Genomic DNA, 24,753 nt, shown 5'->3' on the forward strand with positions numbered 1-24,753 from the left:
TCTATAACAAAGTTTTGTAAAGGGCCGGCCCCGGCGCGGCGTTGCGCAACCGGCCGCACGCGCCCATGCACACTCCTGCCCCGTTCCCGTCGAACCGCCCGCGTCGCCTGCGCCGCGATGCCTTCACGCGCAACCTCGTGCGCGAGCACCGGCTGCATGCGTCGGACCTGATCTTGCCGGTGTTCGTGCTCGCCGGCGCCCAGCAGACACAGGACATCGCGTCGATGCCCGGCGTGCAGCGCCTGACGCTGGACCGCCTGCTGCCGCTGGCCGAAGAATGCGTTCAGCTCGGCATCCCGGTGATGGCGCTGTTCCCGGTCATCGACCCGGCGCTGAAGACGCCCGACGGGGCCGAGGCACTGAACCCCGACGGCCTCGTGCCGACGGTCGTGCGCGAGCTGAAGAAGCGCTTCCCGGAACTCGGCGTGATGACCGACGTGGCGCTCGACCCGTTCACCTCGCACGGCCAGGACGGCCTGCTCGACCCGAGCGGCTACATCCTGAACGACGAGACCGTGGCGGTGCTGACCGACCAGGCGCTGACCCAGGCCCAGGCGGGCGTCGACATCGTGGCGCCGAGCGACATGATGGACGGGCGCATCGGCGCGATCCGCGATGCCCTCGAGGCCAACGGTCGCATCCACACCCGCATCATGGCCTACAGCGCCAAGTACGCCAGCGCCTTCTACGGCCCGTTCCGCGATGCGGTCGGCTCGGCCGCCAACCTCGGCAAGAGCGACAAGAAGGTCTACCAGATGGACCCGGGCAACAGCGACGAGGCGCTGCGCGAAGTCGGGCTCGACCTGGCCGAAGGCGCCGACATGGTGATGGTCAAGCCCGGCATGCCCTACCTCGACATCGTGCGCCGCGTGAAGGATGAGTTTCGCGTGCCGACCTTCGCCTATCAGGTCAGCGGCGAGTACGCGATGCTGAAGGCCGCGGCGCTGAACGGCTGGCTCGACGGCGACGCGGTGATGATGGAGAGCCTGCTCGCGTTCAAGCGCGCCGGCGCCGACGGCGTGCTGACCTATTTCGCGCTCGAGGCCGCGCGCTGGCTGAAGAAGAACGGCTGAGCGACCGACACGCGTGCGGATCTTCCACATCCACGGTGACCAGTTCACCGAGTTGCAGGCGCTGCCCGATGCCGCGCCACCGGTGGGCTATCTCTGGGTCGGCATCGCACGGGCCGAGTTCGAACGGAACGTCGGCACGCTGCAGGGCGCGCTGCAGCGCTGGACCGGCGGCCAGCTGGTCGACCTGCACGTCTCCGACCTGCTGAACCCGCAGCTGCCGTCGCACTTCGACTACACCTCGTGGTACGACCTGCTGGTGTTCCGCCGGCTCGCCGCGAGCAACGCCGACGATGACGCAGCCGATGCGCCGCCGGCCGCCATGACGCGCATCGACACCAGCCCGGTCGGCTTCGCGGTGTTCGACCGCGTGCTGCTGACCGTGCACCCGGCCGACTGCATGGTGCGCGAGTACTTCGCCAACCGGCTGCAGCAGCAGACGCCGAGCACCGACAGCCGCGAACTGACGCGCACCGGCGCGGCCCGCATGCCGCCCAGCCCGGCGGACATGACGCTGCGCATGGTCAACTACATGGTCGACAGCTACCTCGAGCTGCGCCGCCTGCTGACCCGCCAGCTCGACCAGCTGCAGCAGGAGCTGTTCGGCCCGAGCCCGGAGCAGAGCAGCTGGAAACTGCTGCTCGATTCGCGCAACGGTCTGCACTTGCTCGAAGACACCTGCGAGGACCAGCGCGCCGCGATTACCGAATGGATCGACGCGCTCGACGAACTGCCGCCCGACGGCAATGCCGCGGTGCTGCGCGAGCGCGAGCTGCTGCGGGTGCGCTCGCGCGACGTGCTCGAGCACATCGAGCGCGTGCTCGTTCACGTGCGCCGGCTCGAGTCGTCGGCCGAGAACGCGGTGCAGATGCACTTCTCGGCGCAGAGCAACCGCACCAACGAGATCATGCGCACGCTGACCGTGCTCACCGCGATCTTCCTGCCGCTCAACCTGGTCACCGGCTTCTTCGGGATGAACTTCGACACCCTCCCCGGCATCCACAGCCCGCGCGCGTTCTGGATCACGTTCAGCGTGATGCTGGCGCTGGGCGTCGGGCTCAGCGTGTACTTCTGGCGCAAGCGCTACCTGAGCCGGCCGCCCAAATGAGTTTTGCGCTGACCCGCCGCCAAGCCTTCCTGCTCGCCGCGCTGACCCTGGTCTGGGGCTTGAACTGGCCGGTGATGAAGGCCGGGATCGGCGGCTTCCCGCCGCTGAGCTTCCGCACCGTCTCGATGTGGCTCGGCCTGCCGTTCCTCTACGCCGCGACGCGCGCGCTGAAAGTGCCGCTGCGCATCGAGCGGCACGACTGGCGGGAGCTGGGCTGGCTCACGCTGACCAACATGATCATCTGGTACGCGGTCGCGATCGTCGCGCTGCAGGCCCTGTCGTCGGGCCGCGCGGCGATCCTCGGCTACACCATGCCGATCTTCTCCGCGGTGATCGGCATGGTGCTGTTCGGCCAGCGGCTGAGCGCGCGGCAATGGGCCGGCGTGGCCGCCGCGGCCGTCGGTGTGGCCCTGCTGCTGTGGCACGAACTCGGCACGATGGCGGGCAAGCCGTGGGCGGCGGGCGGCATGCTGCTCGCCGCGGCTACCTGGGCGCTCGGCACCCAGCAGATGCGCCGCACCCGGATCACCGCGCCGACGATGGCGATGGTGTTCTGGATGACGCTGGCCACCACGCTGGTGATGACGGTGCTCGCCGTCGCGTTCGACCACGACCGCTGGGTCGCGCCGCCGCCGGCGGCGTGGTTCGGCATCGTCTACAACGCGGTGCTGGTGTTCGGCATGGCGCAGCCGATCTGGCTGGTGCTGGCGCGCAGCCTGCCGCCGATCGCGTCGACGCTGTCGGTGATGCTGATCCCGGTGCTCGGCGTCGCGTCCGGCGCGTGGTGGCTGTCCGAACAGCTGCACTGGCAGGACTACGCGGCGATGCTGCTGATGCTGGCCGCGATCGCCTCGGTGCTGTGGCCGGCGCGCGCTAGAGCCTAGGTTCGTCGTCGATCGAGAAGGTCGGCAGGCGCCAGGCGTGGCGGATCGCCAGCATCCGCACCGCGAAGCCGCTGCACATCGCGCCGAGCATGACCGCATCGTGCGGCCAGCCGAGCGCCAGGCCGCCCACGTACAGACCGGCGGTCAGCAGCGCGACGGTGGCGTAAAGCTCGCTGCGCAGGATCAGCGGCACGTCGCCGCACAGCAGGTCGCGCATCACGCCGCCGGTGCAGCCGGTGGCCAGGCCGCAGACCACCGCGACGACCGTGCCGACCCCCAAGCCGACGGCGACGTCGCAGCCGATCACCGTGAAGACGACCAGGCCGAGCGCATCCAGCACCAGGAAGGTCCGCGGCATGCGCCGCACGACGCGCGCGAGCGGGATGGTCGCGAGCGCCGCCCCGGCCGCGAGCAGCAGCAGCGCGGGCTGCGCGACCCACGACAACGGGTAGTGGCCCAGCACCACGTCGCGAATCGAGCCGCCGCCCAGCGCGGTCACGCAGCCCAGCGTCGCGACGCCGAACCAGTCGAGCCGTCGCCGGCCGGCCGCCAGCGCCGCGGTCATCGCCTGCGCGACGATCGCCACCGCGTTGGCCAGGTCGAGGAACGACAGCCCGCCCATCACGGCTGGCCGAGGAAGAAATAGGCCGCCTGGTTGCCGCCGTCGCCGCGGCCGTAGGCGAGGTAGACCGGCCCGAGCGGGGTGTCGAACGCGAAATACAGCGACGCACCGCGGCGCAGCGACGAGCGCTCGGCGCCGGTCACGGAGTCGCCGATGCGCCCGCTCTCGAGCGAGACGCCGACGTACGCACCGTCCAGCAGGCCGGGCTGGGTGACGCGGTAGTTGTAGACCAGCCGGCCGAAGGTCATCTGCCGGCCGAGCAGCTCGCCGGTCCGGTAGCCCGACAGCTGCAGGAAGCCGCCGAGGCTGAACAGTTCGTAGTCCGGCAGGGCCGATCCGCCCAGGCTCCTGGCACCGCGCGCGTGCAGCTGGAGCGAGTGGGGGCCGGTCGCGAACGCGGCGCCCACGCTGGCCGACAGCTTGGTGTAGTCGTCGGTCGCGCCCAGCTGGCGGCGCGAGGCGTAGACCTGGACGTCCGCCTCGTAGCCGGCGCGCGGGAAGCGCAGGTTGTCGAGCGTGTCGGCGCGCACCCGCGCGGTGGCGCCGGCCATCTCGGTGTTCGGGATCAACAGCGCGCCGTTGAACAGGCTCGTGTCGTTGTAGAGCTTCAACCGGCCGCGGTAGAGCCCCAGGCGGGCCTCGCCACTGTTGCCGAACGGCGTGCCCAGGTCGATGGCGCCGCCGTAGGTGCCGCGGCGATAGCGGGCCAGGCGGTTGCCGCCGATGTACAGGTCGAACGGCTCACGCGCGAGCTCGCCCCGCACCGCGACGAACGCCCGCTGCGCCGGCGTGAGCGGTTGGTGGAATTCGGTCGCGAGCCGGTCGGCATGGCCGATCTGCACGTCGTTGCGCCACTCGCCCCCGAGGCTGTTGAGCCAGGTCGCGCGGTGGGTGCCGACGAGCGTGAAGAACGAGTCGCCGCGCAGGTCCGACGACAGCCCCAGGCCGAAGCGCAGGTAGTTCGGCCCCCACGACTTCTCGACCACGTCGGCCGTCAGCACCCGGCCCGCCGCGGGGTCGCCCGCCAGCGTGTAGCTGACGCGCTCGAAGTCGCCGCGGGCGTAGATGCGCTTCATGTCCTCGTCGGCGACGCGCGGATCGAATTCGCCGCCGGCCTGGGTGCGGATCGCCGCCGCGATCACCTCCGGGTTGACGCGCTTCGCGCCGGTCACGCGCACCGCGTCGAGGTGGCCGCGCAGCGCGGCCGGCTCGCGCACCAGGGCGGCCCGCCAGTCGGCGTAGGCAGCGGGCGGCATCGCGTAGCGGGCGAGCTCCGCCGCCGCGGCGCGTGCGGCCTTCTCGCCGGCGACCGCGGCCTCGGCCAGGCGATCGAAATCGCCGGTCTCGACGCCGCACAGGTCGGGCGTGATCAGCACGTCGCGCGGAGTGAGCTCGGTGAGCGACTTGTTGACGTTGGTGTTGGTCAGGATGCGCGAGATCTGGTCGGACACGGTGAAGATGCCGCTGATCTCGTCGCGCCGGCGCAGCGGCGTGCCGATGTTGATCGCGATGATCACGTCGGCGCCCATCGAACGGGCCACGTCGACCGGCAGGTTGCGCGCCAGGCCCCCGTCGACGAGCAGGCGGCCCTCGAGCTCGACCGGATCGACGACCGCCGGGATCGCCATGCTCGCGCGCACCGCGACCGCCAGGTTGCCATGGTCGATCACGACCATCTCCGAACTGGCCAGGTCGGTCGCGACGGCGCGGAACGGGATCGGCAGGCGGTCGAAATTCTCCGCGCGCTGGCGCGCGGTCAGCCGGCGCAGCACCGCCTCGATCGACACGCCGGCGACCACGCCCTTCGGCAGCGCGATGCCGCCATCGCGCAACCCGATCTCGGGGCCGACGTAGTTGATCGCGTCGTTGACCTTGCTGCGCAGTGGCGTCTCGCCGCGGTCGAGGTCGCGGAACAGCATCGCGGTGCGCAACGCGCTCATCTCGCGCTCAATCTGCGCCAGCGGCATGCCGCTGGCGTACGAGGCCGCGACGATCGCGCCGGCGCTGGTGCCGACGATCGCGTCGACCGGCACCTGCAGCTCCTCCATCACCTTCAGGACGCCCAGGTGGGCACCGCCGCGCGCGCCGCCGCCCGAAAGCACGAGACCGATGCGCGGTCGGCGGTCGGCCGCTGGCGGCGCATCGGGCGCGGCGGCCGGCGCCTGTGCGAACGCGCCGAGCGCCCAAGTGGCCGCGCAGGCCAGCAGGACGAGGCGCCCCAGGCTCATCGCGCGTACGGGTCGGCGAACCCGAGCGAGCGCATCACGTCGGTCTCGCGGGCTTCCATCGCGCGTGCCTCATCGTCCACTTCGTGGTCGTAGCCCTGAGCATGCAGCGTGCCATGGACCAGCAGGTGCGCGTAGTGGGCCTCGAGCGGGATGTTCAACTCGCGCGCCTCGCGCTGCAGCACCGGTGCACACAGCACCAGGTCGGCGACGACGACCGGCTCGGCGCTGTAGTCGAAGGTGAGCACGTTGGTCGCGTAGTCCTTCGCGCGGTAGTCGCGGTTCAGCGCCTGCCCTTCCGCGGCGCCGACGACGCGTACCGTGATCTCGCCGGGCACCTCCAGCGCGGCCCGGATCCAGCGCGCGACCTTGTGCCGCGGCACCAGTGCGCGATCGGCGGGATCCGCGAACTGGAGCGACAAGGTCAGCGGCGGGCGGGCGGGTCGGGCCACGTCAGGCCTCGTCCAGCCGGGCGGCGTCGTAGGCCTCGACGATGCGCGCGACGAGCGGGTGGCGGACCACGTCGCTCGAGGTGAAGCGCGTCGTCGCGATCCCGCGGACGCGGCGCAGCACACGCTCGGCATGGATCAGCCCGCTCTCCGTGTCGCGCGGCAGGTCGACCTGGCTCACGTCGCCGTTGATCACGACCTTGGTGCCGAAGCCGGTCCGCGTCAGGAACATCTTCATCTGCTCGACCGTGCTGTTCTGCGCCTCGTCGAGGATCACGAACGCGTGGTTCAGCGTACGCCCGCGCATGAAGGCGAGCGGCGCGATCTCGATCGTGCCCTTCTCGAACGCCTTGGCCACCTTGTCGGCGCCCATCAGGTCGTACAGCGCGTCGTAGAGCGGACGCAGGTACGGGTCGACCTTCTGCGCCAGATCGCCGGGCAGGAAGCCGAGCCGTTCGCCGGCCTCGACCGCGGGACGGGTCAGGATGATGCGCTGGACCGCGCTGCGCTCGAGCGCGTCGACCGCACACGCGACGGCGAGGAAGGTCTTGCCGGTGCCGGCCGGGCCGATGCCGAAGGTGATGTCGTGCGCCAGGATGTTGCGCAGGTACGTGGCCTGGTTCGGGGTGCGGCCGGTCAGGTCGGCCCGGCGGGTGCGCAGCGTCACCGCGTCGTCGCCGGCAGCGCCGGCGGCGCTCGCCGGCGCGGTGCCGTCGGCTGCGCCGACCTGCACCAGCGCCAGTTGCAGCTGCTGCGGGTCGATCGGCCGCTGGGACTGTTCGTACAACGCCTGCAGCAGGTTCATCGCATGCTCGGCATTCGCCTTGCGGCCCTCGACCCGGAAGAACTCGTTGCGTCGCGAGACGCTGACGTCGAGCAGACTCTCGATGGTGCGCAGGTGCTCGTCCAGGCTGCCGCAAAGGTGTGCGAGGCGGGCGTTGTCGCGCGGTTCGAAGGAATGGCGAAGGATCAAGGCAGGCGGCTTCCGGGGGGCTGGGACGGATTGTCACCCGCCGGAGCGTGCCGTTGTCGACACCGACGCCCGCTTCGACCCGCTGCGGCGACGCGCGGACGCGACACTTGCCGGCACAATGCGCGTCGATGCCGAAACCGCTCGCCCTCCTCGCCCTGCTCCGGTCGTTCGCCCGGTACGGGCTGGCCGCATGGGCGTTGTGGCTCGCCGCCGCCCTGCCGGCGGCCGCGGCCGACGACCGCATCCTCGTGATCGGCCAGGCGCTGTCAGTCCAGAGCACCGGGGCCCCGGGCGCGGTCACGCCGCTGGCGCAGACCGTCAAGCTGCCTGACGACTGGGCCGTCAGCCGGCCCCGTTTCGAGGGCAGCGTCTGGTACCGCACCAGCTTCGACCGCCCGTCCGCGGTCGACCCGCACGAGCTGATGGCGCTGTACATCGAGCGGGTCTGCAGCAACGTCGAGGTCTACCTCAACGGCAACCGCCTCTTCAGCGGCGGCAGCATGGGCGAGCCGGTCACGCGCAACTGCCACTACCCGCAGCTGGTCACGCTGCCCGCGGCGCTGCTGCAGGACAAGGCCAACCTGCTCGACGTGCAGCTGCAGGGCCATTCGCTCGAACGCGTCGCCTCGCGGCAGCGGGCGGGCGGCATGTCGGCCATGCAGATCGGCCCGTACGCGCTGCTGGACGACGTGTACGCCGAGCGCCGCTTCTGGAGCGTCACCGCGGTCCAACTGGTCAACCTCGCGCTGGGCGTGCTCGGCCTGGTGATGATCGGGTTGGGCTGGACCAACCGGCGCGAGGCCTATCTCGGTCATTTCGGCTGGCTGTGCCTGGTGTGGGCGCTGCTGTCGGCGCGCGTCTGGTGGCGTGACATGCCGTGGGACACCGGGGTGATGGAGTTCCTGTTCTGCACCGGGTTCGCGCCGCTGGTGGCGCTGGCGGTGCAGTTCCTGATCAGCTTCGTCGGGCTGCGCTCGCGCTGGATCGAGAACGCGCTGGCGGCCCAGTGGGTGCTTTTGCCGGCCACGCTGCTGCTGGCAGGTCCGGGTCGGCTGTTCCTGATGGCCGGCATCTGGTACGCGGTGCTGACGCTCGAGGTGCTCGGCGCGATCGGGCTGCACCTGACGGTGACCTGGCGTCGCAAGCGTCAGGACTTCTGGGCCATGGCCGCGTTGCTGGGCGTGGTGACGGCCCTGCTCGGGCTCGAGTTCGCGTTCCAGCACGGCCTGCTGCCCTCGCCCGGCCTGCCGATGCTGCAGATCGCTCTGCCGCTGCTGTTCATCGGCATGGCGGTGCGGCTGCTGCAGATCTTCGCGCGGGCGCTGCGCGCGGCCGAGGACGGCCGTGACAGCCTGGAGAGCCGGGTCCAGGAAGTCACGGCCGAGATCGAACGCAACTTCGCGCAGCTGGCCGAGTTGCGCGTCGAGCAGGTGACCGAGAAGGAACGCAAGCGCATCGCTGCCGACCTGCACGACGACCTGGGCGCGAAACTGCTGACGATCGTGCACACCAGCGAGTCCGAGCGCATCTCCTCGCTGGCGCGCGAAGCGCTCGAGGAGATGCGCCTGTCGGTGCGCGGGCTGACCGGCAAGCCGATGCGCCTGGCCGACGCGCTGGCCGACTGGCGCGCCGAGACCGTCTCGCGCCTCGGCCAGGCCAACATCGAGGCCGACTGGCGCAGCCCGTCCGAGGAAGTGGAGCAGCTGCTGCCGGCGCGCGACTTCGTCCAGACGACCCGCATCCTGCGCGAGGCGGTCAGCAACATCATCAAGCACAGCGGCGCGTCGCACTGCAAGGTGCGCTGCGCGATCACCGAACGCCAGTTCGGGCTGACGGTGCAGGACAACGGCAAGGGCATCCCGCTCGAGCTGGACGGCACGCTCGACCGCGGCCACGGCATGTCCAGCATGAAGCACCGGGCCAAGCAGATGCAGGGGCAGTGCCTGGTGGAATCGGGCCCCGGGTATGGGACCGTGATAAGGCTCACGCTCCCCTTGTGAGCCCGGGGCTACAAGGCCCGCGGAATTCGCCGATACACGTTTACGATGAAAAAGCGCGCACCCTCGGCGCAGCGCCGTACCGGCGCATTGAACCAAGGCGTTTGCCCATGACCAACATCCTGCTGCTCGAAGACCTGCCCGAAATCCGCTCGTGGATGAAGGCGCTCGTCAAACAGGTGTTCCCGAACGCCCAGATCCACGAGGCCGCGCGGGTGCACGACGCGCTCGGCCTGGTCTCGGCCGTCCGGTTCAACCTCGCGCTGTGCGACCTGGGCCTTCCCGACGGCTCGGGCGTCGACGTGGTCGCGGCGCTGCGCGAGTCGCAACCCGAATGCCAGTCGGTCGTCGTGACGATCCACGACGACGACGACCACCTCTTTCCCGCGCTGCAGGCCGGCGCCTTCGGCTACCTGCTGAAGGAGCAGGCGCGCGAACTGATCGCCGAGCAGCTGAACCGCATGAGCCAGGGCGAGCCACCGCTGAGCCCCTCGATCGCGCGCCGCGTGATCTCGCACTTCGCGGCCCAGACGCGCCCGCAGGAGCGGCCGCAGAACATGCCGCACGTCGCGCTGACCGACCGCGAGAACGAGGTCCTGCTGCGCGTCGCCAAGGGCTACACGCTGCCCGAGATCGGCGTGCAGCTGAACCTGTCGCGCCACACGATCGCCGACTACGTGAAGCAGATCTACCGCAAGCTCAACGTCAGCTCGCGCGCCGAAGCGGCGCTGGAAGCGCAGCGCCTGGGACTGTTCCGCCGCTCTTGATGGCCCGCCCGGTCGGGGCCGGGTGGTGATAATCGGTCGATGATCGGACGCATCACCGGCACGCTCGCGGAAAAATCGCCCCCGCAATTGCTCATCGACGTGAACGGTGTCGGCTACGAGGTCGACGTGCCGATGTCCAGCTTCTACAACCTGCCGGCGCTGGGCGAACGCGTCACCTTGCTGACGCATTTCGTCGTGCGCGAGGACGCGCAGGTGCTGTTCGGTTTCCTGACCCACGACGAACGCGCGACCTTCCGGCTGCTGGTGAAGATCTCCGGCGTGGGACCGCGCACGGCGCTGTCGATCCTGTCCGGCCTGAGCGTCAACGACCTGGCTCAGGCGGTGAGCCTGCAGGAGAGCGCACGCCTCGTGAAAGTGCCGGGCATCGGCAAGAAGACGGCCGAGCGGCTCCTGCTCGAACTGAAGGGCAAGCTCGGCGACGCGATCGCCGCGCCGACCAGCATCGCCGGCAACGCGCAGGGCGACATCCAGCAGGCGCTGCTCGCGCTCGGCTACAGCGACCGCGAGGCCACTGCAGCCTTGAAGGCCTTGCCGGCCGACGTGGGCGTCAGCGACGGCATCAAGCTTGCGCTGCGCGCGCTGGCCAAGTGAGTCAGTGCTTGTGCTCGGCGGCGGCACCGGCCTTCGGCGCCTCGACATTGACCGTGACCTCGACCTCGCCGGCCTTCTCGAACTTCAGCGTCATCGGAAACTTGTCGCCGTCCTTCAGCGGCGCCTTCAGACCGACGAACATGATGTGGTAGCCCCCGGGCTTGAGTTCCACGGTCTGGCCCGCGGGCAACGCGACGCCTTCGACCTGGCGCATCCGCATCACGTCGCCCTCCATGGTCATCGAATGCAGTTCGACACTTGCCGAAACCGCGGCGCGGGCCGACACCAGCCGGTCGTCCCGTCCCTTGTTCTCGAGTTTCAGGTAGCCGCCGCCGGTCGGCTGGCCGGGGCCGGTGGCGCGCGCATACGGGTGGCCGATGTCGATGTCGCCGACCTTGAAGGAGTGGGCATGGGTCAATGCGCTTGCAAGGGCCAGCGCGGCGGCGGTCAGGATGGTTTTCGTCTTCATGGTGGGGGTCTCCGTCAGAGGTCGAATTTCAGCTCGGCGTTGTAGCTCCGCTGGGGGTAGGGGTGAAAGTTCCAGTAACGGCAATTGTTGAGATTGTCGATACCCATCGCCGCGGACCATTGGCGCGTGATCTGCCAGCGCACCCGCAGGTCGGTGGTGAAGTAGTGGCTGACACCCTGGTAGGTGTCGCCGTTGACGTCGGCGTTGTTCAACGTGCGGTACTGCTTGCCGCTGTAGCGCGCGCCGTAGGCCACCGACCAGCGCTCGTCGACCCGGTAGCTGGCGAGCACGGTGGCGCGCCACGCCGGCACGTTGGGCTGGCGCTTGCCGACCGTGTCGCCCGGCGTCGCGACGAAACCGTCGTTGGCCCGGATGACCGAATCGGCGTAGGTCACGCTTCCGCTCAGGTCCAGTCCCTTGCGCAGCACGTCGGTGCCGTTGAACGCGAGCTCCAGCCCCTTCGTGCGAATGCGAGCGACGTTCTGAACGCGGCTGATGTTCCGGTTGGCCACGGCGTCGAACGTGGTCTGCGAGTACAGCGCGTCGCGCGTGTCTTCGCCGAAGGCGGTCAGGCGCAGCTGCATGGGGCCGACCTCCTTCTCGGCGGTCAGTTCGGTCGTCCACGAGGCCTCCGGCTTCAGGTTCGGGTCGTTGATGTACTGGGCGTTGGCCGTCGACGTGGCGCCGTACAGCTCACTGACGGTCGGCATGCGGACGGCGCGGCCGATCGAGGCCTTGAACACCAGGTCGGGCGCGGCCTGGAACGACAGCGCGGCCTTCGGCGAGACGAAGCGCGCGCGGCGTGATGGGTAGGTCAACGCGCTGGCGGCGGAGAACGCCGTCGCGCCGTCCTGCGCGCGCCAGTCCTCGGCGCGCAGGCCGAGTACCGCCTTCCACTGTTCGGCGAAGCGCCACGCATCCTGCGCGTAGACGCTGCGCAGGGCCGTCTGGCCGCTGACGTTGCTGGCGAGCGCACCGGCCCCGTCGCCGAGCCAGTCGCCGGCGATGGCGGACGTGAGGTAGCGCAGCCGGTAACTGTCCAGCTGCAAGCCGGCATCGACGATGTGCGTGCCATCGAGGCCGGCGGGACGCCAGGTGCCCTTCAGCGCGAGGTTGTTCCAGCCGGTGCCGGCGCCATCGGCCAGCGTGCCCGCGCCGCCGCTCAGCGCGTTCGGCAGCAGGTTCGATGCAGCGTTCTGACGCTTGTCGTCGCGGCGGTAGTCGTAGCGGCTGGCGTCCAGCTCCCAGTCCCACGCGCCGCGGGTGTGGCTCTTGACGGCGAGGCCCTGCATCACGTGGGTGAGCTTCTCCTGTGTCGCGGCGAAATCGGCAGCGGTCAGCGCGGCGAACGACTGGCCGCCGATGTTGACGGTACCGCCGTACACCGCCTGCCCGGCCGCATCGCGCAGGTACGACGCCGGCGTGTTCTGCGCGCGGTTCTGCCACAGGCCGAACACGTAGGTCGCTCGGATCGTCGGCGTGAGGTCATAGGCCAGCCGGGCCTTCAACTGGTCCTGCTTCGACCGGTACTCGGTGCCGCTGCCCATCACCCACCACGGCTGGTTGGCGTTGTTGAGCGCCGCCACGGCGCCGGTGACCGGCGTGCCGGCGCCCCCGGTCGTGCCGCTGCCTTGCCGCCGGGTCGCGAAGGTCAGCGGCTGGCCCTCGCTGTCGGCATGGTGGACCGCGAGCCGCCACGCGAACGCACCGACCCGGTCGCCGAGTGAGGCGCTCGCGTCCCACGACCGGTAGGTGGCGCGCGTGCCGTAGAGCGCGAACGGCTGGCTGCCCAGGCCGACCTTGGCGTGGGCCTCGAACGCCGTCGGCATGCGGGTGGTGATCGCCACCACCGCGCCGACCGAGTTGCCCGGGTACGCGGCCGAAAACGGGCCGTACATCACGTCGACTCGCTCGATCTCCTCGGGCGCCACCATGCCCCAGCGCGGCGGGAAGCTCAGCCCGCCGACGCCGTTGCCGAGGTAGTTGGACAGCAGGATGCCGTCGGCGTAGACCGCCGAGCGCGCGCTGTTGCCGGTGCCCGAGGCGCGGCTGGACAGGATCGCGTGGTTGTAGTCGCCGATGTAGCGCTTGCGCACGAGCAGGCTGGGCAGGTACTTCAGCGCGTCTTCACTGTCGCTGGCATTGACGGTGCGGGCGATCTGCTCGCGCGTGACGCCCTCCATCGTCGCGGGGATCTGGGTCGGCAGCGAGGTCGGCTGGCTGCCGGTGACGGTGACGACGCCGAGCGACTTGACCGGGACGCCGCCGTTGTCGCCTGCGGCGGTTTGCGCCAGGGGCGCGAGCGGAACGGCGGCGGCCGCGGCGCATGCGAGCGCACGAACGGTGGGCGGGAACATGGTCGATCCTGAACGGGCGGCGACCGGGTCGCGCGCCATGACACAGGCCGGGTCAGCGTACGCCCGATCGGGGGCGCGTCAACTCCGACAACGGTGGGGTTCAGGCAAAGGCAGGCGGCCCGTGCTGGAGCCGTGCGACCCAGCTCGCGCAGGCGTCCGGTGCCCGCGACGAGCGGTGCGCGCGCGGCGGGGCTGCGTCGCGCTGCTGCGCGGGCAAGGACACCCGCGCCGGCGGATCGATCTGTGCGAGCACGGTCAGCGCCGTCAATGCGCACTCCGCGCTCGCGTGGTCGGCCGGGTGATCCGTCGGCTCCGATTGGCCCTGGCCCTGCGGCACCAGCGCCACGCCATACAGGGTGCAGACCTCGACCAGCGTCTTGCCCTGCATCTGTGCCGAGGCGTTCGCGAGCCACGGCATCGCCGACTTCAGCAGCAATGCGGCGGCGAAGGCCCACAAGGCCCAGCGCGACGACGGATGGCGCAGTTTCATGACGGAGCGGATTGTCTCAGACGATTATCGGCAGGCGCCGCCGGATAATGAACCATGGCGATCCAGACCGACGATTTCGAGCCCGCGCGCCGCCCCGCCGACCACCGCGTCGTCAGCGCCGCGGCCACGAGCCCCAACGAGGAGGCGATCGAGCGCGCGCTGCGGCCCAAGGGCCTGGCCGAGTACGTGGGCCAGGCGAAAGCCCGCGAGCAGCTCGAGATCTTCATCGGCGCCGCCAAGATGCGCAGCGAGGCGATGGACCACGTGCTGCTGTTCGGTCCGCCAGGGCTGGGCAAGACGACGCTGTCGCACATCATCGCCAACGAGCTCGGCGTGAACCTGCGCCAGACCTCCGGCCCGGTGCTCGAGAAGCCGAAGGACCTGGCCGCGATCCTGACCAACCTGGAGCGCAACGACGTGCTCTTTATCGACGAGATCCACCGGCTGAGCCCGGTCGTCGAGGAAATCCTGTACCCGGCGCTCGAGGACTACCAGATCGACATCATGATCGGCGAGGGCCCGGCCGCGCGCTCGATCAAGCTCGATCTGCAGCCGTTCACGCTGATCGGCGCGACCACCCGCGCCGGCATGCTGACCAACCCGCTGCGCGACCGCTTCGGCATCGTCGCGCGGCTCGAGTTCTACACCTCGGAAGAGCTGGCGCGCATCGTGCGGCGCTCGGCCGGCCTGCTGAACGTGCCGACCGACGACGAGGGCGCGTTCGAGATCGCGCGCCGCTCGCGCGGCACGCCGCGCATCGCGAACCGGCTGCTGCGCCGGGTGCGTGACTACGCCGACGTGAAGGCCGACGGCCGCATCGGCCGGGCGCTGGCCGACAAGGCGCTGAAGATGCTCGACGTCGACGCCCACGGCCTGGACGTGATGGACCGCAAGATCCTCGAGGCGATCGTGCACCGCTTCGACGGCGGCCCGGTCGGGCTGGACAACGTGGCCGCCGCGGTCGGCGAGGAGCGCGACACGATCGAGGACGTGATCGAACCCTACCTGATCCAGCAGGGCTATCTGCAGCGCACGCCGCGCGGGCGGGTCGCGACCCTCGCCGCGTACCGGCACCTTGGGGTCACGCCGCCGCGGCCGTCGGGCGCAGCCGATCTGTTCGAGCCCTGAAGGCGCACCCTAGACCAGGTCTTCGTTCGCGAGCCGGTGGTAGCGGACCGCGCAGAGCGCCTCGAAGCGCTGCGCGACTTCGGTGATGCGCTGCACCGCGGCGTCGTCGGGCGCATAGACGATCAGCCAGCCGGCCCCGGCCTGCGCAAACGCGAGGTAGCGCCGCATCAGCGTGATCTCGTAGCCGAAGCCGGCGGCGCCGCTCGACGTGCGCACCCGCTCCTCGAGGCGCGGTGTGGCCTCGGCGGCGGTGTACAGCAGGATGTCTTCCTCCGCCGCGCCGGCCTCGCGCAGCGCCGCCACGGCCTGCGCAGCGACCGTCTCGTCCTTGAACGCGAGCACCACGTGCCCGATCGGATTCAAGATGCCGGACTGCCGGCGGATGTCGTCCTTGGTCAGTCGCCTGATGCTCATCTCGTGTCTCCTCGAGTGGCTCGGGAGACAGTCTAGGCACCGAGGAGCCGCCTTGCCAAGCCCCTCGGCTCAATGCCCCTTGCGGCGCTGCAGCCAGGCGAGCAGCTCGCCGACGAAGCCCTTGCGGAACGCCACGACGCAGACGACGAAGATCACGCCGATGATCACGTTGATCCACGAGCCGACCTGGTCGGCCAGGAAGTCCTGCAGGCCGATGATCGTGAACGCGCCGATCACCGGGCCGGCGAACGTGCCCATGCCGCCGAGCAGCGTCATCAGCACGACCTCGCCGGACAGCGACCAGTGCGCATCGGTCAGGCTCGCGAAGCCGAGCACCAGCGTCTTCAACGAGCCGGCCAGCCCGGCGATCGCGGTCGACAGCACGAAGGCCAGCAGCTTGTAGCGGTCGACGTCGTAGCCGAGCGAGACCGCGCGCGGCTCGTTCTCGCGGATCGCCTTCAGCACCTGGCCGTAGGGCGAGTGCACGATCCGGATGATGAACAGGAACACCGCGACGAACACCGCCAGCACGACGTAGTACAGCACCTTGTCGTTGGCCAGCGAGAGCAGCCCGAAGAGCGTGCCGCGCGGCACGCCCTGCAGGCCGTCCTCGCCGCCGGTGAACGGCGCCTGCAGGAACACGAAATACAGCATCTGCGCCATCGCCAGCGTGACCATCGCGAAGTAGATGCCCTGGCGGCGGATCGCGATCAGGCCGATCACCAGACCGCACAGCGCGGCGATGCCGGTGCCGGCGAGCACGCCGAGCTCGGGCGGCAGGTGGGCCGAGCGCACCAGCCAGCCGGTGGCATACGCCGCCGCGCCGAGGTAGGCGGCATGGCCGAACGACAGCAGCCCGGTGTAGCCGAGCAGCAGGTTGAACGCGCACGCGAAGATCGCGTAGCACAGCGCCTTCATCATGAAGACCGGGTACAGGCCGATGAACGGCGCAGCCAGCAGCAGCGCCAGCCCGACCCACAGGCCGATGCGGCTGAGGCGCTGGATCTTGTTGTTGGAGTCGTCGACAGCCGCGCTCATCATTTTTCCTTCCCGAACAGGCCGGCGGGCCGGATCATCAGCACGATCGCCATGATCACGAACACGACGATGCTCGAGGCTTCGGGGTAGAACACCTTGGTCAGGCCCTCGATGATCCCGAGCGCGAGGCCGGTGATGATGGAGCCGAGGATCGAGCCCATGCCCCCGATCACGACGACCGCGAACACCACGATGATCAGGTTGCTGCCCATCAGCGGCGTGACCTGGATCACCGGCGCCGCGAGCACGCCGGCCAGCGCCGCCAGGCCCGCGCCGGCGCCGTAGGTCAGCATCACCATCACCGGCACGTTGATGCCGAAGGCCTGCACCAGCGCCGGGTTCTCGGTGCCGGCGCGCAGGTAGGCGCCCAGCCGCGTGCGCTCGATCAGGAACCAGGTGCCCAGGCACACCGAGAGCGACGCGACGACGACCCACGCGCGGTAGTTCGGCAGCACCATGAAGCCGAGGTTGGTCGCGCCCTCGAGCAACTCGGGCACCGGGTAGGACTGACCCGACACGTCGAACCAGTAGCGGAACACGCCCTCGGCGATCAGCGCCAGGCCGAAGGTCAGCAGCAGGCCATAGATCGGGTCGATCTTGTACAGGCGCTTGAGCAGCGTGCGCTCGACGACCACGCCGAGCGCCCCGACGACCAGCGGCGACAACACCAGCGCGAACCAGTAGTTGACGCCGAACTTCTCGAGCAGGACGTACGCGACGTACGCGCCGATCATGTACAGCGCGCCGTGCGCGAAGTTGACGATCCCCAGCAACCCGAAGATCACCGCGAGGCCCAGGCTCAGCATCGCGTAGAACGAGCCGTTGACGAGGCCGAGCAGCAACTGGCCCAGGAAGGCCTGAATCGGGATGCCGAAGATGTCCATGGCGTCAGGGGTGGTCGGTCGTCACTTCCAGAGCGCGCACTTCGATTCGGCCTTCGTCGTGAACGCCTCTTCGCCCTTGGTCGTCGCGACCACGTTGTAGTAGTCCCACGGCGTGGTCGACTGGGCCGGCGTCTTGACCTGCATCAGGAACATGTCGTGGACCATGCGGCCGTCGGCGCGCACGTAGCCGTTCTTGGCGTACATGTCGTTGACCTTGCTCTTGCGCATCTGCTCCATCGCCTTGTCGCCGTCGTCGCTGTTGAGCGCCTTGACCGCGTTCAGGTAGAAGCCCGCCACCGAGTAGTCGGCCGCCTGGATCGACGACGGCATGCGCTTGAACTTGTCGAAGAAGCGCTTCGACCAGGCGCGCGATTCGGCGCTTTGGTTCCAGTACCAGCTGTCGGTCAGGTACATGCCCTGCGTGGCCTTCAGGCCGAGCGAGTGCACGTCGTTGATGAACATCAGCAGGCCGGCCAGTTTCATCGTCTTGGTGATGCCGAACTCGTTCGCCGCCTTGATGGCGTTGATCGTGTCGCCACCGGCGTTGGCCAGGCCCAGGATCTCGGCCTTGCTCGATTGCGCCTGCAGCAGGAACGACGAGAAGTCGCTGGCCGACAACGGGTGCCGCACCGAGCCGACGACGCTGCCGCCCGAGGCCTTGACCGCGTTGGTCGCGTCGGCCTGCAGCGCCGAGCCGAATGCATAGTCGGCGGTCAGGAAATACCAGCTCTTGCCGCCGGACTTGACGACGGCCGGAGCCGTGCCCTTGGCCAGCGCGGTGGTGTCGTAGGCGTAGTGAACGGTGTACGGCGAGCACTGGTCGTTGGTGAGCGCCGAGCTGCCGGGGCCAACGGCCAGGAACGGCTTCTTCTTCTCGGCCGCGACCTTGGCCATCGCCAGCGCGGTGCCCGAGTTGGTACCGCCGATCAGCGCGTCCAGGCCTTGCTGGTCGAACCACTCGCGTGCCTTCGAGGCGGCGACGTCGGGCTTGTTCTGGTGGTCGGCGACGAGCAGCTCGATCTTCTTGCCGCCGATGTTGCCGCCCATGTCGGCGATCGCCATGCGGATCGCTTCGGCGCCGGCCGGGCCGTCGATGTCGGCATACAGGCCGGACAGGTCGGTGATGAAGCCGATCTTGATCGTGTCGCCCGAGATCTGGGCCTGGGCCGAAGCGGCGAACAGCGTGGTCGCGGCGAGCGCGCAGGCGGCAGAAATTTTGCTGAGTTTCATCGAGAGTCTCCTTGTGGGAATCGAGGGGTGGGACGGGGTGGCGGCGGCCGTGTCAGACGCCGAGGTATTCATGCAAACGTTCGAGGCGGGACGGGAGTTCGGCCTGGGTGAACTCCTGGATGACCTGACCGTGCTCCATCACCAGGAATCGGTCGGCCAGCGGCGCGGCGAAGCGGAAGTTCTGCTCCACCATCAGCACCGTGTAGCCCTGCTGCCGCAACGAGATCACCATCTCGGCCAGCTTCTGCACGATCACCGGGGCCAGGCCTTCGGAGATTTCGTCCAGCAGCAGCAGCCGGGCGCCGGTGCGCAGGATCCGTGCGACCGCCAGCATCTGCTGTTCGCCGCCCGACAGGCGCGTGCCCTGGCTGTTGGCGCGCTCGCGCAGGTTCGGGAACATCGTGTAGATCTGCTCGACGCTCATGCCGCCTTCGGCCAGCGTCGGCGGCAACATCAGGTTCTCCTCGCACGACAGGCTCGAGAAAATGCCGCGCTCCTCGGGGCAATAACCCAGGCCGAGCCGCGCGATTCGGTGCGTGGCCAGGTCCACCGTCTCGGTGCCCCGCACCTTGATCGAGCCCTTGCGCGCGCCGATCAGGCCCATGATCGCGCGCATCGTGCTCGTGCGGCCGGCGCCGTTGCGGCCGAGCAGCGTGACGACCTCGCCTTCGTTGACGTGGAAGTTCACGCCGTGCAGCACGTGCGATTCGCCGTACCAGCCGTGCAGGTCCTTGACCTCCAGGAACGGTGTCGCCATCTCAGTGGGCTCCCTTCAGCTCGACGTTCGCCGAGCCCATGTAGGCCTCGATCACGGCAGGATTCTTGGAGACCTCCTCATAGGGGCCTTCGGCCAACGTGGCGCCGCGTTGCAGCACGGTGATGGTGTCGGCGATGCTCGCGACGACGCTCATGTTGTGCTCGACCATCAGCACCGTGCGGCTGGCGGCGACCTTCTTGATCAGCTGTCGGATGCGGTCGACGTCTTCGAGGCCCATGCCCTGCGTGGGCTCGTCGAGCAGCATCAGCTTCGGGTCCATCGCCAGCGTGGTCGCGATCTCGAGAGCGCGCTTGCGGCCGTAGCTGAGTTCGACGGCCGGGATGCGCGCATACGACTCCAGATCGACCTCGCGCAGCAGCGCGAGCGCCTGGTCGTCCAGCGTCTCGAGCGAGCGCTCGGCCTTCCAGAAGTGGAACGAGGTGCCGAGTTGGCGCTGCAAGGCGACCCGCACGTTCTCCAGCACGCTCAGGTGCGGGAACACCGCCGAGATCTGGAACGAACGGATCACGCCGCGGCGCGCAATCGCGGCCGGCTTCTCGGGCGTGATGTCGGTTCCGTCGAACAGAATCTGCCCGCTGGTGGGGATCAGGAACTTGGTCAGCAGGTTGAAGCAGGTCGTCTTGCCGGCGCCGTTGGGCCCGATCAGCGCGTGGATGCTGCCGCGCTTCACGTTCAGGTTGACCTTGCTGACGGCCACGAAACCCTTGAACTCCTTGGTGAGCTCACGCGTCTCGAGGATGAAATCACCGCTCATGAATGGCCTCCGGCCTTGCGTTGCCGCGTCGCGGCCGACTTCACGTCGCCCCCGAGGCGCTGCGACAGCGTGCGCGCCACCGCGAGCACCGCGTCGCGATGGCGCTCGCCGCGGTCCGCGCCGAGCAGCGCCTTGTTGATGCAGACCGCGACGCCGGCCACCGCCTGGCCGCTGGCGTCGAACACCGGCGCGCCGAACGAGTAGACGCCCTCGCGCACCGCTTCGTCGTCGATGCTGTAGCCGCGCTTGCGGTTCAGCGCCAGTTCCTTCAGCAGCGCCTCGATGTCGCGCGGGCCCTTGCGCGTGAGGTGCGTGTTCAGCCCCGCGGCATAGAGCCTGCGGACTTCGTCGGGATCGCGGTAGGCCAGCGTGGCCCGTCCGCTGCCGGACAGGTAGGCCGGCAGCCGCATGCCGACGTTGAACGCGAGCCCGAGCGGCCGCGCGCTGTTGCGCACTGCCACGTAGAGCGCGTCGCCGCCGCTGAGGACCGACAGCACCACCGTCTCCTCCGGCGCGAAACCCGCGTCCGCCCACAGGGCGTTGAACTCCTGCGCCACGTCGGTGCCCGAGACGAAGGCTTCGGCCAGGCTCATCACGCGCGGGCCGATCAGGAACGCGCCATCGGGTTGGCGGCGCAGGTAGCCGAACGACATCAGCGTGTTGCACAACCCGTGCACGCTGCTCTTGGGCAGCGCGAGCTCGTGGGTCAGTTGCGCCAGGCTCATCGGCTCGCGCTGCCGGGCGAGCCGGTCGAGCAGGGTCAGCGCACGCGTCACCGCGGGAACGAGCGGCGCCGCCGCCGAATGCGGCGGGCGACGCGCGGGCGATCGCGATGAGGTGGGCGTGGCGTGCAGGGTCGTCTCCGGGGTGGTCACCGTCAACCGTTCAGCAGGTTGAACGCGGTTCAGTGGAACAGCCGCGGAGTCTCTTTCAGGACGGCGGCCACCGCAAGCCCCGCGCCCTCAATTGCCGGGAAAACACCGAGGTGGTTTACACCTGCAGGCCGCGCGCAGCCATCGTCCGGCGCGGCTCGCTCAGCCAACCGACCACGCACAGCAGGGCCACGACGCCGGCGGCCGCCGCGGCGCGCTGCGGCCAGCTCAGCAGGTGCGCGTTCCACAGGAACAGCGTCGTCGCCGCGAGCAGCGCGCCGAACACCGCCAGTGCGGCGAGTTGTGCACCGCGGCTCATCGGCGGGTCGTAGCGCTCGACGTGCGCCAGATCGAAGGTCGGCTTGGGCCAGCGTGCCGCCACGTCCGCCGGGCGCCAGCCCGGATGCTTGAACCACAGACGCAGCCGGTCGCCCCACGACGACGCGCGCCGCGTGTCCCGCGCCAGCTCGGCATACAGGTGCAGGTTGGCCCACACCGGGTTCCAGCTGCGCAGCGGCCCGCGCGTGCCGTACACGCAGGGGACGGCGTCGTCCTCTTCGGCGTAGCTGCCGAACAGGCGATCCCAGACGATCAGGATGCCGCCGTAGTTCTTGTCGAGGTACTGGTCGTTGACGGCGTGGTGGACGCGGTGGTTGCTCGGCGCACAGAACCAGCGGTCGAACCAGCCGAGCTTGCCGATCTGCTGCGTGTGGACCCAGTACTGGTACAGCAGGTCGATCAGCGCGACGCTACCGAACACCAAGGGCGGAAAGCCCAGCAGCGCCATCGGCAGATAGAACAGCCAGCCGCCGATCCAGCCGCTGCTGGTCTGGCGCAGCGCGGTCGAGAGGTTGTAGTCCTCGCTCTGGTGGTGCACCGCGTGCGCGGCCCAGAACAGCGCGACGGTGTGGCCGAAGCGGTGGTGCCAGTAGTAGCAGAAGTCGTAGAGCACCAGGCCGACGACCCAGACCCACGCCGCGCTGGCCGACAGCCGCCACGGCGCCGCGTGCTCGTAGACCAGGGTGTAGACGCCCAGCGTCAGCAGCGCCGCGAACACGCCGGTGAGCTGGCTCATCACGCCCAGACCGATGCTGTTGAGCGCATCGTTGAGCCGGTAGGTGTCGCGCCCGCGGCGTCGGCCGACGAGGTATTCGATCCCGATCAGCAGGAAGAACAGCGGCGTCGCGAGGACGATGATCTGGGGGCCGGTCATGGAGCGGATTCTCAGGTCAGGCGGCCTCTCGCGTCGATCGGCCAGACGGCTTCGACGACGCCGGCCTGCAAGCCGCCACGCACGGCGATGTAGTGATCGTGCAGGTTCACCGTCGGGTCGCAGTGGCCAGGGACGAGCCAGACGGTCTCGCCGAGGTCCGGCAGCGGCGCACCGGCGTGCATCGGCATCAGGATGCCGTGCTCGTCGCCGCCGTTGCTGAACTTGAGATCGCGCTGCCAGACGCGCGGCAGGCCGGAGTCGATCGCGTGGGCCTTGTGACCGGCGTCGACGACGGCGTGCGACGCGCCGCGGCTCATCACCTGCGACTTGACGAACAGCGCGTGCTCGAAGCGCGGCGCGTCCGGCGCCGGCTCGTTGTCCGCATAGTCGCGGTCCATGAAGAGGTAGCTGCCACATTGCAGTTCGCCGTAGACCCCGCTGGCGGCCTCGAGCGCGAAGCTGCCGCTGCCGGCGCCGGTCACCAGCGGGCAGCGGATGCCCGCCGACGTGATGCCGGCCTGCGCCGCGCGTACCTGGGTCACCGCATGGCGGATCGCGGCCGCGCGCTCCGCGGGACTGCGCAGGTGCTGGGCCCGGCCGTGGTACGCCTGCAGGCCGGCGAAGCGCAGGCCGTGCGCGACCACCTGGTGCGCCAGCGCACTGGCCGCGGTCGGCGCGACGCCGCAGCGGCCGTGGCCGACATCGACTTCGACGAACACCGCGAGCGTCGTGCCTGCGGCCTTCAGCGCGTGCGCGAGCCGCTCGACGCCGGGCGCGGAATCGACCGCGATCGCCAGTGTCACGCGGCCGGCGAGCGCCGCCACACGGGCGAGCTTGCGCGGGTCGATCACCTCGTTGCTGATGTAGAGGTCGGTCACGCCAGCGTCGGCCAGCGCCTCGGCCTCGCCGACCTTCTGCACGCACATGCCGACCGCCCCGGCGCGCATCTGCAGCCGCGCGATCGCGGCGCTCTTGTGCATCTTCGCGTGCGGGCGCAGCTGCAGGCCGCGGGCCTGCGCGAACGCGGCCATCGTCGCGAGGTTGCGCTCCATCGCGTCCAGGTCGATGACCAGCGCCGGCGTGTCGATCGCGTCGACGCCGTCGCCGACGCGCGCGGCGGCATGGGCGGTCATGCGGCGGCCTCGTCGCGGCTGTCGTCGTCGAGGTGGTAGGTGTCGCTCCAGCCGACCAGCGTGAAGCCCTGCGGCGTGTACAGCAGCCGGTTGATCGCGGCATTGCCGAGCTGCCACGAGCGCGGCGCGTCGAGCGCGACACGCGTCGCGGCGCGGTACAGGCAGTCCATCACGCCGCCGTGCGAGACGAGCGCGATGGTCTGCCCCGGGTGCAGCGCCGCGATCCGGCTCGCCGTCGCGATGCTGCGGGCATAGAACTCGTTCAGGGTCTCGCCGCCGGGCGCGCCGAAGGTCGGGTCGCGGCGGCGCCAGCGCTCGCCCATGTCGGGCCAGCGTTCGTTGATCTCGGCGTAGCTCATGCCCTCGAACGTGCCGAAGCCGCGCTCGCGCAACCCGGTGTCCGTGACGACCGGATCGCCGCTGCCGCGCGCCACCGCTTGCGCGGTCTCGAGCGCGCGCAGCAGGTCACTCGAGTAGACGGCGGCGATGTCCTCCTCGGCCATCGCCAGGGCGAGGCGGTGAACCTGCCAGCGGCCGGTCTCGTTCAGCGGCACGTCGAGCTGCCCCTGGATGCGGCCGTCGACGTTCCACGCGGTCTCGCCGTGGCGGATCGCGAGGACCCGCGTCGGCTGCTGGTCGGCGTCCATCGCGATCAGATCAGGCGTTTGTTCAGCGTGTAGGTGCCCGAGTGCGTGGCCTCGGCGAGGATGTGCGGGTAGATCGCCTGGCGCACCTGCGCGCCGGTGAAATGGCCCTCGACCGGCGCCCGCGCGATCGACAGCGCGTAGACCGTGAACACGTAGTGGTGGATCAGCGAGTCGTTGAACGGCGGGAACGGGCCGTCATAGCCGAAGTAGTCGCCGGCCATGTCGGCGTTGGCGGCGAACCAGCCGGTGTAGTCGTTCAGGCCGTGGCGCGCACCGGGCAGGGCCGCCACGGCGGGGCCGGGCTTGCCGCGCGGCGTGAACCCGCGGCTGAACTGACCCTCGGCGAGCTCGGCCAGCGTGGCCGGCATGTCGACCATCACCCAGTGGAAGAAGTCGACGCGCGGCAGGTCGGCCGGCACTTCGCGATCGGGCTTGTTGACATCGTCGCCCTGGCTCGGCACGTCGAAGTCATGGCAGATCAGCGCGAACGACTTCGTGCCGGTCGGGACCTCGCTCCACGCCAGGTGCGGGCTGATGTTGTCGGAGAAGGTCACGCCCTGGGCCACATCGGGCCGGCCGGCGGCATAGACGGTGGGGATGCGCTCCCCGTTGATAAAGCTGTCGCTCCAGAGCTTCATC

General features: G+C 69.7%; 25 protein-coding genes. 7 read left to right on the forward strand and 18 right to left on the reverse strand.

The window, feature by feature from the left end; genetic code table 11:
* Positions 1-65 precede the first annotated feature (65 nt).
* Genes hemB through ASC76_RS12230 form a run of 3 tightly spaced genes read left to right on the forward strand, consistent with a single transcriptional unit; the run spans position 66 to position 3,062 of the window.
* On the forward strand, positions 66-1,073 hold the full coding sequence (gene hemB, locus ASC76_RS12220) for a porphobilinogen synthase (RefSeq protein ID WP_056467354.1): 1,008 nt from the start codon (positions 66-68) through the stop codon (positions 1,071-1,073).
* A gap of 13 nt (positions 1,074-1,086) precedes the next feature.
* Positions 1,087-2,178 (forward strand): magnesium transporter CorA family protein, encoded by a 1,092-nt coding sequence (locus tag ASC76_RS12225; protein ID WP_056465852.1) that lies wholly within the window; start codon positions 1,087-1,089, stop codon positions 2,176-2,178.
* The gene (locus tag ASC76_RS12230; protein ID WP_056465855.1) at positions 2,175-3,062 is read left to right on the forward strand and encodes a DMT family transporter; all 888 of its coding nucleotides are present in this window, start codon (positions 2,175-2,177) and stop codon (positions 3,060-3,062) included. The genes ASC76_RS12225 and ASC76_RS12230 overlap by 4 nt, the downstream gene beginning before the upstream one ends.
* On the opposite strand, the gene ASC76_RS12235 is transcribed toward ASC76_RS12230, so the two are convergent.
* Genes ASC76_RS12235 through ASC76_RS12250 form a run of 4 tightly spaced genes read right to left on the reverse strand, consistent with a single transcriptional unit; the run spans position 3,052 to position 7,331 of the window.
* Positions 3,052-3,684, reverse strand: coding sequence for a trimeric intracellular cation channel family protein (locus tag ASC76_RS12235; protein ID WP_056465858.1), 633 nt, complete (start codon positions 3,682-3,684; stop codon positions 3,052-3,054). The two genes, ASC76_RS12230 and ASC76_RS12235, sit on opposite strands and share 11 nt — an antisense overlap.
* The gene (locus tag ASC76_RS12240; RefSeq protein ID WP_056465861.1) at positions 3,684-5,912 is read right to left on the reverse strand and encodes a patatin-like phospholipase family protein; all 2,229 of its coding nucleotides are present in this window, start codon (positions 5,910-5,912) and stop codon (positions 3,684-3,686) included. The genes ASC76_RS12235 and ASC76_RS12240 overlap by 1 nt, the downstream gene beginning before the upstream one ends.
* The gene (ybeY, locus tag ASC76_RS12245; protein WP_056465864.1) at positions 5,909-6,361 is read right to left on the reverse strand and encodes an rRNA maturation RNase YbeY; all 453 of its coding nucleotides are present in this window, start codon (positions 6,359-6,361) and stop codon (positions 5,909-5,911) included. Before ybeY ends, ASC76_RS12240 begins: the two co-directional genes overlap by 4 nt.
* Position 6,362: 1 nt before the next feature.
* Entirely contained in the window at positions 6,363-7,331 is a 969-nt protein-coding gene (locus ASC76_RS12250; RefSeq protein WP_056465867.1) for a PhoH family protein, read from the reverse strand.
* 128 nt (positions 7,332-7,459) lie between these two features.
* Between ASC76_RS12250 and ASC76_RS12255 the strand changes: the two genes are divergently transcribed.
* From ASC76_RS12255 to ruvA, 3 genes are all read left to right on the forward strand, one after another.
* The gene (locus ASC76_RS12255) at positions 7,460-9,331 is read left to right on the forward strand and encodes an ATP-binding protein (RefSeq protein WP_056467357.1); all 1,872 of its coding nucleotides are present in this window, start codon (positions 7,460-7,462) and stop codon (positions 9,329-9,331) included.
* Between the two features lie 107 nt (positions 9,332-9,438).
* Positions 9,439-10,095, forward strand: a complete 657-nt coding sequence (locus tag ASC76_RS12260; RefSeq protein ID WP_056465870.1) for a response regulator transcription factor — start codon at positions 9,439-9,441, stop codon at positions 10,093-10,095.
* 39 nt (positions 10,096-10,134) lie between these two features.
* Positions 10,135-10,707 carry a Holliday junction branch migration protein RuvA gene (ruvA, locus tag ASC76_RS12265; protein WP_056465873.1) on the forward strand — a complete coding sequence of 191 codons (573 nt, stop codon included), beginning with the start codon at positions 10,135-10,137 and terminating at the stop codon, positions 10,705-10,707.
* A 1-nt stretch (position 10,708) separates the two neighbouring features.
* Here the strand turns inward: ruvA and ASC76_RS12270 are convergent, their stop codons facing one another.
* The 3 genes from ASC76_RS12270 to ASC76_RS12280 all read right to left on the reverse strand — a co-directional run bounded on the left by ASC76_RS12270 (position 10,709) and on the right by ASC76_RS12280 (position 14,023).
* Positions 10,709-11,176 carry a copper chaperone PCu(A)C gene (locus tag ASC76_RS12270; RefSeq protein WP_056465876.1) on the reverse strand — a complete coding sequence of 156 codons (468 nt, stop codon included), beginning with the start codon at positions 11,174-11,176 and terminating at the stop codon, positions 10,709-10,711.
* 14 nt (positions 11,177-11,190) lie between these two features.
* Positions 11,191-13,533, reverse strand: coding sequence for a TonB-dependent receptor (locus tag ASC76_RS12275; protein ID WP_082549065.1), 2,343 nt, complete (start codon positions 13,531-13,533; stop codon positions 11,191-11,193).
* 100 nt (positions 13,534-13,633) lie between these two features.
* Positions 13,634-14,023: a hypothetical protein gene (locus ASC76_RS12280; protein ID WP_056465879.1), complete on the reverse strand. Its 390-nt coding sequence runs from the start codon at positions 14,021-14,023 to the stop codon at positions 13,634-13,636.
* 54 nt (positions 14,024-14,077) lie between these two features.
* Between ASC76_RS12280 and ruvB the strand changes: the two genes are divergently transcribed.
* Positions 14,078-15,151 (forward strand): Holliday junction branch migration DNA helicase RuvB, encoded by a 1,074-nt coding sequence (gene ruvB / locus ASC76_RS12285; protein WP_056465882.1) that lies wholly within the window; start codon positions 14,078-14,080, stop codon positions 15,149-15,151.
* A gap of 9 nt (positions 15,152-15,160) precedes the next feature.
* Here ruvB and ASC76_RS12290 read toward each other — a convergent pair whose 3' ends face one another.
* From ASC76_RS12290 to ASC76_RS12340, 11 genes are all read right to left on the reverse strand, one after another.
* A complete protein-coding gene (locus tag ASC76_RS12290; protein WP_056465885.1) occupies positions 15,161-15,565 on the reverse strand; it encodes a hypothetical protein in 405 nt (134 codons plus the stop codon).
* A gap of 69 nt (positions 15,566-15,634) precedes the next feature.
* Positions 15,635-16,603, reverse strand: coding sequence for a branched-chain amino acid ABC transporter permease (locus tag ASC76_RS12295; protein ID WP_056465889.1), 969 nt, complete (start codon positions 16,601-16,603; stop codon positions 15,635-15,637).
* The gene (locus tag ASC76_RS12300; protein ID WP_056465892.1) at positions 16,603-17,487 is read right to left on the reverse strand and encodes a branched-chain amino acid ABC transporter permease; all 885 of its coding nucleotides are present in this window, start codon (positions 17,485-17,487) and stop codon (positions 16,603-16,605) included. The genes ASC76_RS12295 and ASC76_RS12300 overlap by 1 nt, the downstream gene beginning before the upstream one ends.
* 21 nt (positions 17,488-17,508) lie before the next feature.
* Positions 17,509-18,717: an ABC transporter substrate-binding protein gene (locus tag ASC76_RS12305; protein ID WP_056465895.1), complete on the reverse strand. Its 1,209-nt coding sequence runs from the start codon at positions 18,715-18,717 to the stop codon at positions 17,509-17,511.
* Positions 18,718-18,769: 52 nt separating this feature from the next.
* Positions 18,770-19,474 carry an ABC transporter ATP-binding protein gene (locus ASC76_RS12310; protein ID WP_056465899.1) on the reverse strand — a complete coding sequence of 235 codons (705 nt, stop codon included), beginning with the start codon at positions 19,472-19,474 and terminating at the stop codon, positions 18,770-18,772.
* 1 nt (position 19,475) lies between these two features.
* Entirely contained in the window at positions 19,476-20,249 is a 774-nt protein-coding gene (locus ASC76_RS12315; protein WP_056465902.1) for an ABC transporter ATP-binding protein, read from the reverse strand.
* The gene (locus ASC76_RS12320) at positions 20,246-21,025 is read right to left on the reverse strand and encodes an IclR family transcriptional regulator (protein ID WP_056467363.1); all 780 of its coding nucleotides are present in this window, start codon (positions 21,023-21,025) and stop codon (positions 20,246-20,248) included. The genes ASC76_RS12315 and ASC76_RS12320 overlap by 4 nt, the downstream gene beginning before the upstream one ends.
* Before the next feature lie 214 nt (positions 21,026-21,239).
* Positions 21,240-22,334, reverse strand: coding sequence for a sterol desaturase family protein (locus ASC76_RS12325; protein WP_056465905.1), 1,095 nt, complete (start codon positions 22,332-22,334; stop codon positions 21,240-21,242).
* 11 nt (positions 22,335-22,345) lie between these two features.
* A complete protein-coding gene (locus tag ASC76_RS12330) occupies positions 22,346-23,467 on the reverse strand; it encodes a DSD1 family PLP-dependent enzyme (protein WP_056465908.1) in 1,122 nt (373 codons plus the stop codon).
* Entirely contained in the window at positions 23,464-24,114 is a 651-nt protein-coding gene (locus ASC76_RS12335; protein WP_056465911.1) for a histidine phosphatase family protein, read from the reverse strand. The genes ASC76_RS12330 and ASC76_RS12335 overlap by 4 nt, the downstream gene beginning before the upstream one ends.
* Positions 24,115-24,119: 5 nt before the next feature.
* Entirely contained in the window at positions 24,120-24,752 is a 633-nt protein-coding gene (locus tag ASC76_RS12340) for a YbhB/YbcL family Raf kinase inhibitor-like protein (protein WP_056465914.1), read from the reverse strand.
* Position 24,753 lies beyond the last annotated feature (1 nt).

The organism is Rhizobacter sp. Root404 (assembly GCF_001425865.1).
GTDB lineage: Bacteria > Pseudomonadota > Gammaproteobacteria > Burkholderiales > Burkholderiaceae_C > LMDS01.

Bases quoted from the DNA above. Each gene is read 5' to 3' on its own strand.
- hemB (WP_056467354.1), top strand. From the start codon at position 66: ATGCACACTCCTGCCCCGTTCCCGTCGAACCGCCCGCGTCGCCTGCGC.
- ASC76_RS12230 (WP_056465855.1), top strand. From the start codon at position 2,175: ATGAGTTTTGCGCTGACCCGCCGCCAAGCCTTCCTGCTCGCCGCGCTG.
- ASC76_RS12235 (WP_056465858.1), bottom strand. From the start codon at position 3,684: ATGGGCGGGCTGTCGTTCCTCGACCTGGCCAACGCGGTGGCGATCGTC.
- ASC76_RS12240 (WP_056465861.1), bottom strand. From the start codon at position 5,912: ATGAGCCTGGGGCGCCTCGTCCTGCTGGCCTGCGCGGCCACTTGGGCG.
- ASC76_RS12255 (WP_056467357.1), top strand. From the start codon at position 7,460: ATGCCGAAACCGCTCGCCCTCCTCGCCCTGCTCCGGTCGTTCGCCCGG.
- ASC76_RS12260 (WP_056465870.1), top strand. From the start codon at position 9,439: ATGACCAACATCCTGCTGCTCGAAGACCTGCCCGAAATCCGCTCGTGG.
- ruvA (WP_056465873.1), top strand. From the start codon at position 10,135: ATGATCGGACGCATCACCGGCACGCTCGCGGAAAAATCGCCCCCGCAA.
- ASC76_RS12270 (WP_056465876.1), bottom strand. From the start codon at position 11,176: ATGAAGACGAAAACCATCCTGACCGCCGCCGCGCTGGCCCTTGCAAGC.
- ASC76_RS12275 (WP_082549065.1), bottom strand. From the start codon at position 13,533: ATGTTCCCGCCCACCGTTCGTGCGCTCGCATGCGCCGCGGCCGCCGCC.
- ASC76_RS12280 (WP_056465879.1), bottom strand. From the start codon at position 14,023: ATGAAACTGCGCCATCCGTCGTCGCGCTGGGCCTTGTGGGCCTTCGCC.
- ruvB (WP_056465882.1), top strand. From the start codon at position 14,078: ATGGCGATCCAGACCGACGATTTCGAGCCCGCGCGCCGCCCCGCCGAC.
- ASC76_RS12290 (WP_056465885.1), bottom strand. From the start codon at position 15,565: ATGAGCATCAGGCGACTGACCAAGGACGACATCCGCCGGCAGTCCGGC.
- ASC76_RS12295 (WP_056465889.1), bottom strand. From the start codon at position 16,603: ATGAGCGCGGCTGTCGACGACTCCAACAACAAGATCCAGCGCCTCAGC.
- ASC76_RS12300 (WP_056465892.1), bottom strand. From the start codon at position 17,487: ATGGACATCTTCGGCATCCCGATTCAGGCCTTCCTGGGCCAGTTGCTG.
- ASC76_RS12305 (WP_056465895.1), bottom strand. From the start codon at position 18,717: ATGAAACTCAGCAAAATTTCTGCCGCCTGCGCGCTCGCCGCGACCACG.
- ASC76_RS12310 (WP_056465899.1), bottom strand. From the start codon at position 19,474: ATGGCGACACCGTTCCTGGAGGTCAAGGACCTGCACGGCTGGTACGGC.
- ASC76_RS12315 (WP_056465902.1), bottom strand. From the start codon at position 20,249: ATGAGCGGTGATTTCATCCTCGAGACGCGTGAGCTCACCAAGGAGTTC.
- ASC76_RS12325 (WP_056465905.1), bottom strand. From the start codon at position 22,334: ATGACCGGCCCCCAGATCATCGTCCTCGCGACGCCGCTGTTCTTCCTG.
- ASC76_RS12330 (WP_056465908.1), bottom strand. From the start codon at position 23,467: ATGACCGCCCATGCCGCCGCGCGCGTCGGCGACGGCGTCGACGCGATC.
- ASC76_RS12335 (WP_056465911.1), bottom strand. From the start codon at position 24,114: ATGGACGCCGACCAGCAGCCGACGCGGGTCCTCGCGATCCGCCACGGC.
- ASC76_RS12340 (WP_056465914.1), bottom strand. From the start codon at position 24,752: ATGAAGCTCTGGAGCGACAGCTTTATCAACGGGGAGCGCATCCCCACC.